16 protein-coding genes and 1 riboswitch are annotated in these 13,946 nt (G+C 74.7%); of the genes, 6 read left to right on the forward strand and 10 right to left on the reverse strand.

Translation table 11 applies throughout. From position 1 onward, the window contains the following. Nucleotides 1-33 precede the first annotated feature (33 nt). The 5 genes from AB7J25_RS01865 to AB7J25_RS01885 form a co-directional block, all read right to left on the reverse strand. Nucleotides 34-873, reverse strand: a complete 840-nt coding sequence (locus AB7J25_RS01865) for a class I SAM-dependent methyltransferase (RefSeq protein ID WP_428504282.1) — start codon at nt 871-873, stop codon at nt 34-36. A gap of 42 nt (nt 874-915) precedes the next feature. Beyond that, entirely contained in the window at nt 916-2,715 is a 1,800-nt protein-coding gene (locus AB7J25_RS01870) for a choline/carnitine O-acyltransferase (protein WP_428504284.1), read from the reverse strand. Between the two features lie 37 nt (nt 2,716-2,752). Beyond that, nucleotides 2,753-3,634: a HalD/BesD family halogenase gene (locus AB7J25_RS01875; RefSeq protein ID WP_428504286.1), complete on the reverse strand. Its 882-nt coding sequence runs from the start codon at nt 3,632-3,634 to the stop codon at nt 2,753-2,755. 110 nt (nt 3,635-3,744) lie between these two features. After that, nucleotides 3,745-3,891, reverse strand: a complete 147-nt coding sequence (locus AB7J25_RS01880; RefSeq protein ID WP_428504440.1) for a hypothetical protein — start codon at nt 3,889-3,891, stop codon at nt 3,745-3,747. A gap of 93 nt (nt 3,892-3,984) precedes the next feature. Next, entirely contained in the window at nt 3,985-4,785 is an 801-nt protein-coding gene (locus tag AB7J25_RS01885) for an SGNH/GDSL hydrolase family protein (protein WP_428504288.1), read from the reverse strand. Nucleotides 4,786-4,885: 100 nt separating this feature from the next. Between AB7J25_RS01885 and AB7J25_RS01890 the strand changes: the two genes are divergently transcribed. Both AB7J25_RS01890 and AB7J25_RS01895 read left to right on the forward strand, forming a co-directional pair. Beyond that, nucleotides 4,886-5,563, forward strand: a complete 678-nt coding sequence (locus AB7J25_RS01890) for a DUF3159 domain-containing protein (RefSeq protein WP_428504290.1) — start codon at nt 4,886-4,888, stop codon at nt 5,561-5,563. 95 nt (nt 5,564-5,658) lie between these two features. Then, nucleotides 5,659-6,921 carry a hypothetical protein gene (locus AB7J25_RS01895; protein ID WP_428504292.1) on the forward strand — a complete coding sequence of 421 codons (1,263 nt, stop codon included), beginning with the start codon at nt 5,659-5,661 and terminating at the stop codon, nt 6,919-6,921. A gap of 45 nt (nt 6,922-6,966) precedes the next feature. Here AB7J25_RS01895 and thiE read toward each other — a convergent pair whose 3' ends face one another. Next, nucleotides 6,967-7,632 (reverse strand): thiamine phosphate synthase, encoded by a 666-nt coding sequence (thiE, locus tag AB7J25_RS01900; protein ID WP_428504294.1) that lies wholly within the window; start codon nt 7,630-7,632, stop codon nt 6,967-6,969. A gap of 36 nt (nt 7,633-7,668) precedes the next feature. Further along, a riboswitch (TPP riboswitch) is annotated at nt 7,669-7,775 on the forward strand. Between thiE and thiO the strand changes: the two genes are divergently transcribed. From thiO to AB7J25_RS01915, 3 genes are all read left to right on the forward strand, one after another. Continuing rightward, the gene (gene thiO / locus AB7J25_RS01905) at nt 7,773-8,912 is read left to right on the forward strand and encodes a glycine oxidase ThiO (protein WP_428504431.1); all 1,140 of its coding nucleotides are present in this window, start codon (nt 7,773-7,775) and stop codon (nt 8,910-8,912) included. (Overlaps the previous riboswitch by 3 nt.) Then, nucleotides 8,890-9,090 carry a sulfur carrier protein ThiS gene (thiS, locus tag AB7J25_RS01910; RefSeq protein ID WP_428504296.1) on the forward strand — a complete coding sequence of 67 codons (201 nt, stop codon included), beginning with the start codon at nt 8,890-8,892 and terminating at the stop codon, nt 9,088-9,090. The genes thiO and thiS overlap by 23 nt, the downstream gene beginning before the upstream one ends. 6 nt (nt 9,091-9,096) lie before the next feature. Next, entirely contained in the window at nt 9,097-9,861 is a 765-nt protein-coding gene (locus tag AB7J25_RS01915) for a thiazole synthase (protein ID WP_428504298.1), read from the forward strand. Between the two features lie 55 nt (nt 9,862-9,916). Here the strand turns inward: AB7J25_RS01915 and AB7J25_RS01920 are convergent, their stop codons facing one another. From AB7J25_RS01920 to AB7J25_RS01930, 3 genes are all read right to left on the reverse strand, one after another. Continuing rightward, nucleotides 9,917-11,455 (reverse strand): MDR family MFS transporter, encoded by a 1,539-nt coding sequence (locus AB7J25_RS01920; protein WP_428504300.1) that lies wholly within the window; start codon nt 11,453-11,455, stop codon nt 9,917-9,919. A gap of 81 nt (nt 11,456-11,536) precedes the next feature. Next, the gene (locus tag AB7J25_RS01925; protein WP_428504302.1) at nt 11,537-11,983 is read right to left on the reverse strand and encodes a MarR family winged helix-turn-helix transcriptional regulator; all 447 of its coding nucleotides are present in this window, start codon (nt 11,981-11,983) and stop codon (nt 11,537-11,539) included. A gap of 12 nt (nt 11,984-11,995) precedes the next feature. After that, nucleotides 11,996-12,295 (reverse strand): hypothetical protein, encoded by a 300-nt coding sequence (locus tag AB7J25_RS01930; protein WP_428504304.1) that lies wholly within the window; start codon nt 12,293-12,295, stop codon nt 11,996-11,998. A 41-nt stretch (nt 12,296-12,336) separates the two neighbouring features. Between AB7J25_RS01930 and AB7J25_RS01935 the strand changes: the two genes are divergently transcribed. Beyond that, complete coding sequence (locus tag AB7J25_RS01935) at nt 12,337-13,314, forward strand: Gmad2 immunoglobulin-like domain-containing protein (RefSeq protein ID WP_428504433.1); 978 nt, start codon at nt 12,337-12,339, stop codon at nt 13,312-13,314. A gap of 17 nt (nt 13,315-13,331) precedes the next feature. Here the strand turns inward: AB7J25_RS01935 and AB7J25_RS01940 are convergent, their stop codons facing one another. Beyond that, nucleotides 13,332-13,940, reverse strand: a complete 609-nt coding sequence (locus AB7J25_RS01940; protein WP_428504306.1) for a hypothetical protein — start codon at nt 13,938-13,940, stop codon at nt 13,332-13,334. Between the last annotated feature and the right edge of the window lie 6 nt (nt 13,941-13,946).

Genomic DNA, 13,946 nt, shown 5'->3' on the forward strand with positions numbered 1-13,946 from the left:
ATCGAGACGGCGCTGGACGTCGGCGCGCGGCGGTCAGCAGGCCAGCAGCTCCGCCGCCGGGACGCGCGCCGCCTTCGCCGCGGGGCGGGTGAGGAAGCACTCGGCGTGGTACCACCCGTCGGCTTCCAGGTCCGTGGGATCGAGGCCGCGCCGCTCGACGTCGTGGACCGCCGCGTCGCGCTCGTCCCGGTCGGCGAACCGGCGCTGCCGGAAGGTGCCGGGCAGCTTCTCGGTGACGAGCCCGAACCGGGCCAGGGTGTCCGCGACGGTGGCGTAGTCGAAGACCCGCAGCACGAACACCGCGAGCCACAGCTCCTCGGGGCGCGGCAGCACCCGCAGGATGCGCTCGATCGTCTGCTCGCCGACGTAGCCGATCCCGCCGGTCGAGATCACCAGCCCGACGTCCTGCAGCCCTGCGGCGAGCGCCGCCGAGGCGTCGTCCTGCTCGAGGTCCTCGGCCCAGCCGGCGGCGAGCAGCCCGGTGCGGACGGCGTAGCCGACCGCGGGGTCCGACGCGTCCAGGCCCAGGACGCGCGGGGACGGTCCGCGGCGCCGGGCGGAGTAGAACGCCTCGTCGACGGTCTCGAGGGTGGCGGTCGGCAGGTCGTCGAGGCGTTCGTAGTGCTCGGCGAGCCGCTCCCAGGTGACGTCGTGGCGCAGCAGCGCGGCGTTGATGCCGTAGGAGCAGCACAGATCGAGCACGGCAGCCGGGCGTGCGGCCGCCACGACGGCCTCGACGACGGGCGCCGCGAGCTGGGGGATCTGGTAGTCCAGCGGCCGCAGGGTGGCGTAGTACGCCCGCGGATCCGGCTCGACGTAGATCTCGGAGAAGTCCGCCTTCCGGGTTCCGATCAGTGCACCGTCATCGATCATTCGGTTCCCTTCCGGCCCACGGCGTCGCGGATCCCTACCCGATCATCCCGGAATCTCGGCGCGCAGCAACTCGGAGAGCTCCGCGATCGCGTCCCGGAGGTGGCGTGCGAAGTCGTGCATGCGGTCCGCGACGGCCCTCGGCGTGCTCAGGTAGAGGTCGAACCGGGTGGGCATCAGCGCGTAGCCGATCCCGATGCACCGCGCGCTCGTGGAGCCGAACCCGAAGAACTGCACGTTCGGCGACGGGACGGCGCTGGTCGACAGGTAGTCGTCGCGCATGACCGTCCAGCCGGGGGAGTCGAAGAGCGCGATCGGGTCGGTGGCGCCCAGCTCCTCACCGCGGCGGCGCTGGACGAGCTGCAGTTCCCAGAGGTGCTGCTCGGGCGCATCGCCCGCCTGGCACTGCCTCGCCCGCGCGACGTGGGCGTCGGCGGCGGCCCGGAACGCGGTACGACGAGCGTCGTCCGTGGCCGCACTGTCCCACGTCTCGACGAACCGGACGATCTCCGGGGTGACCACCCGCATGGCCTCGGTGCGGCCGTGGCGGAAGCGGCGGGTGGCGATCGACTCGTACGTCGCACCGGTGAGCCCCTTCGAGCGCCGGTGCGCGAGCTGGAAGGCGAGCTGTGCGAACGCGTCGGGGGAGCACCGCAGCGCTTTCGCGTCCTCGGCGGTGAACCCGTCGATCGAGAGCGTCGTGGTGGCAGTCGCCGCGGCGTAGTCCGCGAACGCCTCGCCCGCCGCGGTGACGTCGCCGCGCAGCGCGCCGTCGAGGGTCCAGGCGAGCTCGACGACGCGCGGCTCGCCCTGGGCGCGGGCGCCCGCCTGCTCGGCGTGGCGGGCTGCGGTGGTGGCGAGCAGGAAGTCGATGAGTCCGACGACGGTGGTGCCGTCCAGCTTGCAGTGCTCGCCGTTGAAGCCTGCGGTGCCGTCGGCGAGGACGACGAAGGTGGTGGCCTTGTCGAACCACCGGTTGGCGCTGTCGCCGTGCAGGAGCTGGTCGCAGGCCTCCAGCGCGGAGGACGGCGAGACGTCCTCCAGCGTGACGCAGAACAGGGCCCGCTCGACGACGTCGAGCAGGTCCGCGTTGTCGCCGAGCTCGGCCAGGCGGGCGCGGCTCGCGGCCCACTCCGCGCGGGCCTTCGTCGTCAGGTGCCCGACGGACGTCCCGGGTTGCGCGGGCTCGGTCGTGTCGACGACCCGCTGCAGCGCAGCCTCGATCTCGGCGAGCGCGTGGGGGACACCCACCGGCCCGATCACGTCCAGGCGGAACATCCGGCCCCGGCGGAACACGATCACGTGCCGCTCGTGCGAGGGGCCGGGGTGCTCGGCGCTGTAGGGGGTGCGTGCGGAGTCGATCTCGACGCCGGGGATGCGCGTGGCGGAGAACAGGTATCTGTTCTGCTCCATCGACAGCGGGACGCCGCGCAGGGTCTCCGGCGGCAGCTCCTCGCGGTCGACGAGGCCCTTGAACGCCAGCGCCCCGGCGATCAGCCCGGCCGCGCGGGCCACCTGGCCCAGGCCTGCGGGCTGGAAGAGGAAGAAGAAGTTCGCGTTGAGCGCGATGCGGTCGCGGCGGCCCAGGTAGCGGTAGGGCCAGAACGCGTCGAGCCAGCTGTCCGCGGTCGCGTCGAACTCCTCCAGCGCGCGGTGCAGGACCCGCGCGGGGCCGTCCGGCTTGAGGAGCTCTGCGACTGCGGTCTCGGTGGCGGCCAGCTCGTCCGCGGTGAGCAGCGGGGCGCACCAGTCCAGGAAGCGGGCGCACGAGTCCTCGAGGGCGGGCAGGGGCACGCGGGGCAGTGCGTCCTCGTTGCCGAAGGTGCGGGTGGAGATCGCGGTCACGAAGGGCCTTCCGGTCAGCGTTGACTGTGAGGGGAGCCTAGATGAGCAGGCCGTCCACCCGCGCCGCCGCGGCCGCGTCGGCGGCCAGGTGCGCCCGGGTGACCCGCCCGAAGAGCTGGCGCGTCCGCGCGACCGTACCGATCACGTCCGGGCGCTCGCTGTAGGCGAAGATCGCCGTGTGCCGGGCGGTGGCGCCGGCCACCTCCGTGACCCGGTGCAGCGAGTAGCGGCCGGTGAACAGCTGCAGGTCGCCGGGGCGCAACGTCAGCCGGCGGACGAGCCGCCCGCCGTCCCCGTCGAGGACGGCACGGACGTCGTCCAGGTTCTCCGCGGCGGGCGAGCGGATGCCCGGGCAGTACTCGAAGACCCCGCCGCCGTCCGGGCTGCGGGTGAGGAGGCTGACCGTGAACTCGTTGGTGTCGAAGTGCCACGGGTGCCCCCGGCCCGGCACCACGACGTTCAGCGTGAGGCCCGACAGCGGATCGGCCAGCGGGTACACGGTGGCCAGGCCGAAGCAGTCCGCGACGAACCGCCGGAAGTCCGGGCTCGGGTAGAGCCGCTGGATCAGCGCGCCTTCGGGGATCCGGTCGCGGGCGACGAACGCGTTGCCGCGGGCCGTCGTCCGGTGCGCCGGATGGTCTGCTGGCAGCGTGGGATCCGGGGCGGTGTTGTAGACGTTGACCGTCTCGACGTCGTGGTAGGCGTGCGGCGCGACCTCGTCGCCCTCTGCGCGCAGCCGGTCGAGCAGTTCCGGGCGGACGAGATCGGCCAGCACGCTGCAGCCGTTCTCGTCCAGCTGGGCGCGGACGGCGTGCAGCAGGTCGTGGTAGGCGGGGTCGGTCGGGTCGGTGATCGGGTAGCGGTCGGTGTCGACGATCTCGTCGAGCGCGGACGGGCGGGGCTCCGCGGGGCTGCGCATGCACCCATCACAGCCGTCCGCCGCGGACGGGACCACCGTCTAACGGACAGGTCGGCGATCGGGATTCGCGCGCGGCCCGCGGGAGTCTCCCCGCGGGCCGCGCAGCACGGTCAGAACCAGACTTTTCGACCGGCGACCGGGCGGCCGATCTGGCCCAGGATGAGCAGCACGATGCCGACGACGATCAGGATGATTCCCAGTGTCGACAGGATGCTGATGCCCAGGAAGTAACCGATCAACCACAGGATGATGCCCAATACGATCATGCTGCCCCCTTCAGGTGACAAGGCGGCGGACGTTATCGAACGTCCGATTCCGCTCAGTACCCGTCTAGTTGCAGCGTCAAACGATCAGGCGACGACCTCCGGGCCGCCGTCGAGCGGCAGCAGCTCCGGCCGCTTCGGCAGGTAGCCCTCGCCCGTCTGGCGGCCGCGCAGCGTCCGGTGCACGTGCGGCATCACGAACTCCCGCATCCAGCGCACGTCCTCCTGCAGCTGCGCGCGCCGCGGCGCGGGCTCCGCGGCGGGCAGGGGCGCGCGCCAGTCCTCCGTCACCGGCTCGCCGAGCACCTCCAGCACCCGCAGCGCCACCCGCCGGTGCGCGTCCGGGGTGAGGTGCAGCCGGTCGCGGCCCCATGCGCGCGGATCGGCCAGCACGGACATCCCCCACAGGTCCACCACGACGCTGCCGTGGCGCTCGGCGCTGGCCCGCATCATCTCGTTGTAGCAGGCCACGCGCCCGCGCAGCCTGCGGATCAGCGGGTGCATCCGGCCCAGGTCGAAGCCGGTGAACACCACGACCGACGCCCCGGTGGCCGTCACCCGTGCCAGCGCGGCGTCGAAGCGGGCAGCGAGGTCGTCGACGTCGCAGGTCAGCTTGATGATGTCGTTCCCGCCGCCGCAGAACGAGACCAGCTCGGGGCGTAGCCGCTCCGCGACCGGGACCTGGTCGGCCACGATCTGGTCCAGCCGCTTGCCGCGCACGGCGAGGTTCGCATACCGGAACCCGGGCCGGCCAGCGCCGATCTGCTCCGCGACGCGGTCCGCCCAGCCACGGGGCGTGCCGTCGGGACGCCAGTCGTCGAGTCCCTCGGTGAAGCTGTCACCGATCGCCACGAAAGAGCCCCAGCCGGTCGTCCTCACCTCGTTCATCCGACGTCTACCCCCCGGTCATGTGTTGATCGGTTCAGGATCACCCAGGATCGGCCCGGCCCGCCACCGGCCGTCGGGGTTAATAGGGCACCCTTGGTTCGTGGCCCCGAGTGACCCCGCCTCCCGCGCCGGACCCGCCGTGGGCGGCCCGTCGCTGCGCGAGGTCCTCGGCGGCCGCGGTGGTGCCGTCGACGCCTCGATCCCGGTCGCCGTCTTCGTCGTCGCGTGGCTCGTCGCCGAGGCGACCGCGACCCGGCCGGCCGTCGCGTGGGCCGCCGGGGCGGCGCTGGTCGCCGGGACCGTCGTCGCCGCCGTCCGGTTCGCCCGCGGCGAGCGCCCGCGCGCCGTGCTGCTCGGCCTGCTCGGCGTCGCCGCGGCCGCCGGGGTGGCGCTCTGGACGGGGCGGGCGGTCGACTTCTTCCTGCTCCAGATGGTCGGCAACGCCGCGAGCGCGCTGGTCTGGGCGGTGTCGATCGTCGTGCGGTGGCCGCTGCTCGGCGTCGTCGTCGGCACGGTGCTCGGGCAGCGCACGCGATGGCGCCGCGATCCCGCCCTGCTGCGTGCCTACCAGCGGGCCAGCTGGGTGTGGGTCGGCCAGTACGTCGTCCGGCTCGCCGTGTTCACCCCCCTCTACCTGGCCGGGGCCGTCGTGGCCCTCGGGGTGGCCCGGGTCGTGCTCACCGCGCCGCTGGTCTTCGCGTGCATCGTCGTGTCGTGGTGGGTGCTGCGGGCGGCACTCCCGCCCGGCCATCCGGGCCTGCGCCATCCGCAAGGGTGAACGCCGCCACTCTCTGTGATCATCAGAAACGATCCACGGTGCCGGCTCGCTATACCAGGTGGAAGCGACACCACGAGCGGATCTGCCCAGGAGCCATGCCCGACAACCCGCGCGCCCAGCACCCTGCCACCCCGTCGCCGGCCGAGGAGGCGGCGTCCGCCGCCCCGCGGTCCGGATCGACGGACGGGCCGGTGCCGCAGCAGCGGTCGGCCGAGCCGGCTGGGTCCGAGCTGCCCACGGTGATCCACGCGCCCGTCACGCCCGTGCAGCCGGGGTTCGGGGCGATGGGTCCCCCGCCTGCGGGCACCCGCCCGGCGGGTCCCGGCGTCCCGCCGGCCGGCCCACCGCGACAGGCGCCCGGCCGGTTCGCCCCCGGACCCCGGCCCGGCACCGGCCCGATTCCCGGACGGCCCGCTACCGCCCCCTTCCCGAACCGGCCCGCCACCGGGGCGTTCCCGAACCGGCCCGCGCCCGCGTCGCCCCGGCCCCTGGCGGGCGGCGCCCGACCGGCCGCCGCGGCGTCGGGATCGGCCCCGGCGGCCACGGCCACCGACGCCGACACGGACACCACGGCGGCGCCCGCGAAGAGCTCGGACATCACCGTCAACAAGGTCATCGCCGGTGCCGGTGCCGCGGCCACCAGCGCCGTCGTCGGCTCCTACCTCGGTGCGGCGGGCACCGTCATGGCCGCGGCGCTCGGGTCCGTCGTCAGCATGGTCGGGGCGTCGGTGTACCAGAGCTACCTCGACCGCACCCGCGACACCGTCAAGGCGAAGATCCGCCTGCCCGGCAGCCAGACCGTCGAGGTCGACGAGCCGGTCGAGGTTCCCGCGGCCCGCACGGCCGCCGACGGTGCGCCGCCCACCGAACTGCTCGTCGCCCCCGCGGGCGACCGGGCCGGCGGACGGTCCGCCGCGGTGTCGCCGGTCGCGGTGCGCTCCGCCCGGCGGCCCTTGTTCACCGTCGCCGCGGGCGTCGTGCTGGCGTTCGTGATCGGGATGCTGGTCGTCACCGGCGTCGAGTGGGTGAAGGGATCGCCGCTCTCGCGCAGCGACTCCGGCAGCGGCACGTCCGTCGGGCGGGTGCTCGGCGGGGAGGGCGACGCGGCCGCCGAGCCCTCCACCACCGACGACGACGGCCAGTCGACGGACGACTCCCGCAGCGACGACTCCACCACCTCGGAGCCGTCCGGCCGGACGTCGACGCGCGAGCCGTTCGGCTCGGCCGAGCCGCCGTCCGCGACGTCCGGGCCGACGACGCGTCCGAACTCCTCGACGAGCCCGGCCCCGACGTCGACCACGCCGTCGACCACCGCTGTCGTGCCCCCGGTGGGCTCGGGTCAGGGGGCGACCGGGTAGCACCGGCGCCGGGGCGGCCCGGTGCCCGGCGCAGGATGGCCGGGGTCACGGCAGCCGCGCCCGGAGCATCTCCGCGGCCGCGCGGGGGTCCTCGGCCTCCGTGATCACCCGGACGACGACGATCCGCTCCGCCCCGGCGGCGAGGACCTCGTCGAGCCGGTCGTGGTCGATCCCCCCGATCGCGAACCACGGCCGGGCGGGGCGGCGGGCCGCGACGGTGCGTACGAGATCGAGTCCCGGCGCCGGACGGCCCGGCTTGGTGGGGGTGGGCCACACCGGGCCTGCGCAGAAGTAGTCGACGCCCGGCTCGTCGGCCGCGGCCGCGGTCTCCGCCGCGCTGTGCGCCGAGCGCCCGATCACCACCTCGTCGCCGAGGATCCGGCGCGCCCAGGCCACCGGCAGGTCGTCCTGCCCGAGGTGGAGCACGTCCGCCCCGGCCGCGAGCGCCACGTCCGCGCGGTCGTTGACGGCCAGGAGCGCTCCGTGCTTCGCGGCGGCCTCGGCCAGCACCTCCAGCGCGGCCAGCTCCTCGCGCGCCTCCAGGGCCCCGTCGTGGCCCTTCTCGCGCAGCTGGATGACGTCCACCCCGCCGGCGAGGGCGGCGTCGGCGAACTCGGCGAGATCGCCGCGGGTGCGGCGGGCACCGGTGCACAGGTAGAGGCGGGCGTCGTCCAGCCGCGCGCGCAGGGCGGCTCCGTCGAGTCCGGGCACGGTCCCATCCTGCCGTGGCGGGCGTAGGGTGGACCGAAGGTGACGCACGGGAGCCCGGTGACCGGGCTGAGAGGGGATCGCGGATCCCGACCGTCGAACCTGATCCGGGTCATGCCGGCGCAGGGAGCGAGTGGGTGTTCATGGACAGGGTGCTGGTCCTCGGGGCCGGGGTGATCGGGTTGAGCTGCGCGTGGCGCGCGGCCCGGTACGTGCAGGTGACGGTGCTGGACCCGGCGCCGGGTTCGGGCTCGTCGTGGGTGGCGGGCGGGATGCTCGCGCCGGTGACGGAGGCGTGGCCGGGGGAGGAGCCGCTGCTGGACCTCGGGCTCGCCTCACTGGAGCGCTGGCCGGGCTTCGCCGCCGAGCTCGACGCGATCGTCGACGACGGGGCGGGGCTGCGCACGGAGGGCACGGTCGTCGCCGCGACCGGCGCGGGGGACCGTGCCGAGCTGGAGGCCGTCGCCGGGCACCTCGAACGGCTCGGCCGGCCGGTGCAGCGGCTCACGGGCCGCGACCTGCGCCGCCTCGAACCGGCGCTGGGCCCGGATGTCCGCGGCGGGCTCTCGGTGCCGGGCGATCTCGCCGTGGACAACCGGATGCTCCTGGCCGCGCTGCGCACGGCCGTCGACGCCGCCGGGGTGACCGTCGACCGCCGCGCGGTCGCCGAGGTGCGCGGCGACGGCACCCGCGTCGTCGGCGTCCGGCTCGCCGACGGCACCGAGCTGGCCGCGGACGCCGTCGTCGTCGCTGCTGGCGCGCACTCCGCCGCGCTGCACCCCGCGCTGCACGGCCTGGTGCGGCCGGTGAAGGGGGAGATCCTGCGGCTGGCGCACCGGCCGGGGGCGCTGCAGCCGCCGTCGCGCACGGTGCGCGCGCTGGTGGACGGCCGCCCCCTCTACCTCGTGCCGCGCGACGGGTCCGGCCTGGTCGTGGGCGCCACGCAGTACGAGGCGGGCTTCGACACCGAGCCGACGGTCGGCGGCGTGCGGGACCTGCTGCGCGACGCCGAGCGCATCGTCCCGGGAATCGCGGAGTTCGCGCTGCACGAGGTGGCGGCGGGCCTGCGGCCCGGGAGCCCGGACAACCTGCCGTTGATCGGCCGCATCGGTCCCGAGGGGTTGCTCGCGGCCACCGGGCACGGCCGCAACGGCATCCTTCTCGCGCCCGTCACGGCCGACACGGTGACGGCGCTGCTGCGTGGCGGACCCGTCCCGGTGCAGGCACGGGCCGCCGACCCGGCCCGGTGGGAGGTGACCCGTGAACGTGTGGATCAACGGTGAACGCCGCGAGCTGCCCGACGGCGCCACGGTCGCGGACGCGCTGGACGCCCTCGGCGCGCCCCGCACCGGCGTCGCCGTCGCCGTGGACGGCACGGTCGTGCCGCGGGCGGCATGGCCGGGGCAGGCGTTGACGGAGGGCACGCGCGTCGAGGTCCTGACCGCGGTGCAGGGAGGATGAGCGGTGATGATCACTGACGAGCTCGCCGTCGGCGGCCGCAAGCTCGGCTCCCGCCTCATCATGGGCACGGGCGGCGCGGCGAACCTGGAGATCCTGGAGCGCGCGCTCGTCGCGTCCGGCACGGAGCTCACGACGGTGGCGATGCGCCGCATCGACGCCACCACCGGCACCGGGGTGCTCGACCTGCTGCGCAGCCTGGAGATCGAGATCCTGCCCAACACCGCCGGGTGCCGCACCGCGGCCGAGGCCGTCCTCACCGCGCGGCTGGCCCGCGAGGCGCTGGGGACCGAGCTGGTCAAGCTCGAGGTGATCGCCGACGAGCGCACCCTTCTCCCGGACCCCGTCGAGCTGCTGGACGCCGCCGAGCAGCTCGTCGACGACGGGTTCACCGTCCTGCCCTACACCAACGACGACCCGGTGCTCGCCCGCCGCCTGGAGCAGGTCGGGTGCGCGGCCGTCATGCCGCTCGGGTCGCCGATCGGCACCGGCCTCGGCATCCGCAACCCGCACAACATCGCCATGATCGTCGAGGCTGCGGGCGTGCCGGTGGTGCTGGACGCCGGCATCGGCACCGCGTCCGAGGCGGCGCAGGCGATGGAGCTGGGCTGCGACGCCGTCCTGCTCGCCACGGCCGTCACCCGGGCGGCCGATCCCGAGCGGATGGCGCACGCGATGCGGCTGGGCGTGGAGGCCGGGCGCGCGGCGCGCCTGGCGGGGCGGATCCCGCGCCGGTACTGGGCGCAGGCGTCCAGCCCGGAGATCGACGTCTGAGCGGCGGGCTCGCGATCACGCCGAGCCTCGGCTGCGGAACGCCGCCCGGCAGCGGTCAGGCGCCCGCGGGCAGCGGCTCGGTCCGCGCGACCGTGGTCCGCAGCGGCACCTCCGGGATCAGCAGCACCGCGGCGAGGGTCACCAGCGAGGCCACGGCGGCGACCAGGAACACCAGCCCGAACGAGTCGCCGTAGGCGGCCTGCACCGCGGCCGCGGCGGCCGGATCGAGCCCGCCCAGGTCGGGCCCCGACGGGCTGTCCGAGCCGAGCAGCGCACCGACGCGGTGGCCGAGCACGACGCCGAGCACCGTCACCCCGGCGGTGCCGCCGAGCGAGCGGACGAACGCGACGAGCGCGCTCGCGACGCCGACCTCGGTGAGGTCGACGGTGTTCTGGACGGCCAGCACGAGGTTCTGCATGGTCATGCCGGCGCCGATGCCGAGGATCGCGAGGTAGCCGCCGACGAGCCCGACGGGCGTGGCGTGGTCGATGGTCGCGAGCAGGGCGAGCCCCGTGGTGGTGAGCGCGGCACCCGTGACGAGGTAGCGCTTCCAGCGGCCGGAGCGGCTGATGAGCTGCCCGGAGACGGTGGACGCGAGCATCAGGCCCGTGACGAGCGGCAGGGTGAGCAGCCCCGCGGTGGTGGGCGCGTAGCCGCGGGCGATCTGGAAGTACTGCCCGAGGAAGACGGTGCCGCCGAAGAGCACCAGGCCGACAGCGACGCTGCCGAGGGCGGCGAGCACGACGGTGCGGTCGCGGAAGAGCCACAGCGGCAGCACGGGCTCGTCGGCGCGGGCCTCGACGACGAGCGCGGCGGCGAGGGCGGCGAGCCCGGCCCCGGCGAGCAGGAGCGACGGCGCGGAGAGCCAGGCGAACTGGTGACCCGCGAGTGACACCCAGACGAGCAGGGCGGAGATGCCTCCGGTGAGCAGCGCGGCCCCGGCGAGGTCGAGCGGTGCCTCCCGGCGCACGGTGGGCAGCCGCAGGGTGCGCTGCAGGACGACGAGCGAGACGAGCCCGATCGGGACGCCCACGAAGAAGCACCAGCGCCAGCCGAGGGCCGGCGTGTCGACGAGCAGGCCGCCGACCAGGGGCCCCGAGACCATCGCGGTGGCGAACACCGCGCCGAGGTAGCCGGAGTAGCGCCCGCGCTCGCGCGGCGGGATGAGGGCCGCGACGACGACCAGCGTGAGCGCCTGCAGGCCGCCTGCGCCGACACCCTGCACGGCCCGCCAGGCGATGAGCTCGCCCATGGAGCCGGCGAGCCCGGCGAGCACCGAGCCGATCACGAAGATCGAGATCGCGACCTGGACCAGCAGCTTCTTGCAGTAGAGATCCGAGAGCTTGCCCCACAGCGGGGTGGTGGCCGTCGTGGTGAGGAGCGTGGCGGTGACGACCCACGTGTAGGAGGTCTGGGTGCCGTGCAGGTCGGCCACGATCGTCGGCAGCGCGTTCGACACGATCGTGGACGACAGGATCGAGACGAACATGGCGAGCAGGAGCCCGGACAGGGCTTCGAGCACCTCGCGGCGGCCGCGCCGGGTCTCGGGCGGTACTTCGGCGGGGAGCGGGGGTGCGCCGGCGACGGCGGTCATGAGCGGGGCCTCTCGGACGTGCACAGTGGTTGTACTGTGCAACCATATGTCCGATGGTTGTATTGCACAACTAGATGAACGTCACCCCGGAAGGTCCCGTGCCAGCCGCGCGAGCCCGTCGGCCAGCGCCGCGACGTCCTCGTCCGGCCACTGCGCCAGCCGCTCCCGCCACGCCGCGCGCCGCTCGCGCGTCACCTCGGCGAGCCGCTGCGCGCCCGAGTCGGTCAGCTCCAGCCGGAACGCCCGTCGGTCCTCCGGGTCCGGCCGGCGCGTCAGCAGGCCGAGTCGGACCAGCTGCCCGAGCTGGCGGCTCATGGTCGACTTGTCCAGGCCCAGCTCCTCGGCGACGTCCACCAGCCGCAGCCCGCCAGCCTCGGCGATGAGCAGCAGCACCGCGTACGCACCAGCGTCCACCTCCGGATGCACCTGCGCCGCCAGCGTCCGGGCCACCTTCCGGGACCGGCGCACGAGCAGCGTCAGCTGGCGCACGAGCCGCTCGATCTCGGCGTCGCGGGGGTCACGTTCCATCCGTGCAGGGTGTCAGGGCGTGCCGGAGCGCATGTGGTCCAGCTCCGCGCGCAGCGCCCGGATCTCGGCGAGGATCTGCGCGTTCGCGATCTGCTCCTCGCTGTGGGCCTCCGCCTCCTCGGCCCGCAGGTCGGCGACGACCTCGCTCTCCATGGCGCTGACCACCACCGCGATGAACAGGTTGAGCACCATGAAGCTCGACACCAGGATGAACACCCCGAAGTACTCCGGCGACACCTGCCCGAAGAGCTTGGTGGCCATCACGGCGGCGACGTAGAGGATGAGCCCTAGCAGCGCGCTGATCGAGGCCATCCCGGGCAGTCTCCAGCCCGAGGGTGATCGCGTTGACCACGATGACCGTGGTGACCATGGGCTGGAAGGCGGGATGGTCGACGATCCGGCAAGCCCGGCGGCGCATCCTGGAGATCACGACAGGGCAGGCTAGCGGCGGCGGGCGGTGTGGGATGGTGTGCGCCGAACGGCTGCAGGGAGGGGTCTCGATGCTCGCGACGACGCGCAGGCTGCTCGCCGTGCTCCTGGTGGTGCTGGCCGCGGCGGGATGCGCGCAGAACCGCCCGGAACCGGGCCCGCCGGCCACGGGGGCCCCGGTCCCGCCGGGGGCCCAGGAGCGCGCCGTGCCGGTCTACTTCGTCGCCGAGACCGGTGCGGGCCCGCGGCTCTACCGCGAGTTCCACCGCGTCGTGACGACCGATCCCGCGAGCGACGCCGTCCGGGAGATGCTGCGCGGGCCCCTCGACCCGGACTACCGCACCACCTGGCCGTCGGGCACCGCGCTGCGCGCGCCGGTGACGGCGGCGGACGGTGTCATCACCGTCGATCTCACGCTCGGCAGCGGGCCCGCCCAGGTCGGCACCGCCGGCGCCGAGATGACGGTGCAGCAGCTCGTCTACACGGTCCAGGGGACGCTGCAGTCCACCGACCCCGTGCGGATCCTCGTCGACGGCGCGCCGGTGCCCGAGCTCTTCGGTGCCGTGGCCACCGCCGAGCCCGTGGCGCGGGGCGACCAGTACGCCGTCCGGTCGCTGCTCCAGATCGACAGCCCGGCCGAGGGGGCGACCGTCGGCCGCACGGTGACGGTGTCGGGCGAGGCGGCGGCGTTCGAGGCCAACGTGCCGTGGGAGGTGCTGCAGGACGGCCGGGTGGTGCAGCGCGGGTTCACCACCGCCGAAGTGGGCCAGCAGTTCGCGGCCTTCCGCTTCACGGTGACGCTGCCCCCGGGCACCTACGTCGTTCGGATCACCGAGGACGACCCGTCCGACGGCGAGGGGCGCCCGCCGTTCACCGACGACAAGACGATCACCGTCACCTGACCGGCGCCGGTCAGCGATCAGTCGAGCACGGTGGGCGTCCGCAGCCCCAGCCGCCGCAGCTCCAGGGCCGCCAGCGCGTGCACGACCTCGCGGTCGTCGCGCCGCCACGCCGACGCCGGGTCCGGCGACACCCCGAGCAGCCGCGCCACCCGTACCCCCGCCAGCGCGCGCAGTGCGAGCAGGTCGGTGTCCGTCCCGCGGACGGCGATCGCCGCCGTCGCGAGCCGCGCGTAGCGCACCCGCAGCACGACCCACACCACGACCACCGGCAGCGCGAACACCGCGACCAGCCCGACCGCGGTGGACGTCGCGACCACGGCCACCGTCTCCGTGCCCTGGGTGCCCGCAGCGGCCAGCGAGGAGCCGGCGGCCGTCCCGCGGCCGAGCGCCGAGGCCAGCTCGTCGCCCACGAACGGGATCCCGGCGGCGGTGCCCGCGGCGCTCGTGAACGCGTCGCGGACCCCCTCGCCCGCCCCGGTGAGCGCCCGGGCCGGGGCCTGCAGGGTCAGCAGGACGTCGCGGGCCGCGAGTGCTCCGGTGACGCACACGTACACCCACACCACGACGAGGACGTCGGCGAGCACCTGCAGGGTGACCCGCACCGGGGTCTCGGCGTAGAAGCGCACGCCGGA

The organism is Pseudonocardia sp. (assembly GCF_050246655.1).
In the GTDB taxonomy this organism is placed as follows: Bacteria; Actinomycetota; Actinomycetes; order Mycobacteriales; family Pseudonocardiaceae; genus Pseudonocardia.

Coding starts and splice junctions, on each gene's coding strand:
- AB7J25_RS01865 (WP_428504282.1), bottom strand. CDS start 873: ATGATCGATGACGGTGCACTGATCGGAACCCGGAAGGCGGACTTCTCC.
- AB7J25_RS01875 (WP_428504286.1), bottom strand. CDS start 3,634: ATGCGCAGCCCCGCGGAGCCCCGCCCGTCCGCGCTCGACGAGATCGTC.
- AB7J25_RS01885 (WP_428504288.1), bottom strand. CDS start 4,785: ATGAACGAGGTGAGGACGACCGGCTGGGGCTCTTTCGTGGCGATCGGT.
- AB7J25_RS01895 (WP_428504292.1), top strand. CDS start 5,659: ATGCCCGACAACCCGCGCGCCCAGCACCCTGCCACCCCGTCGCCGGCC.
- thiO (WP_428504431.1), top strand. CDS start 7,773: ATGGACAGGGTGCTGGTCCTCGGGGCCGGGGTGATCGGGTTGAGCTGC.
- AB7J25_RS01915 (WP_428504298.1), top strand. CDS start 9,097: ATGATCACTGACGAGCTCGCCGTCGGCGGCCGCAAGCTCGGCTCCCGC.
- AB7J25_RS01920 (WP_428504300.1), bottom strand. CDS start 11,455: ATGACCGCCGTCGCCGGCGCACCCCCGCTCCCCGCCGAAGTACCGCCC.
- AB7J25_RS01925 (WP_428504302.1), bottom strand. CDS start 11,983: ATGGAACGTGACCCCCGCGACGCCGAGATCGAGCGGCTCGTGCGCCAG.
- AB7J25_RS01930 (WP_428504304.1), bottom strand. CDS start 12,295: ATGGCCTCGATCAGCGCGCTGCTAGGGCTCATCCTCTACGTCGCCGCC.
- AB7J25_RS01935 (WP_428504433.1), top strand. CDS start 12,337: ATGACCGTGGTGACCATGGGCTGGAAGGCGGGATGGTCGACGATCCGG.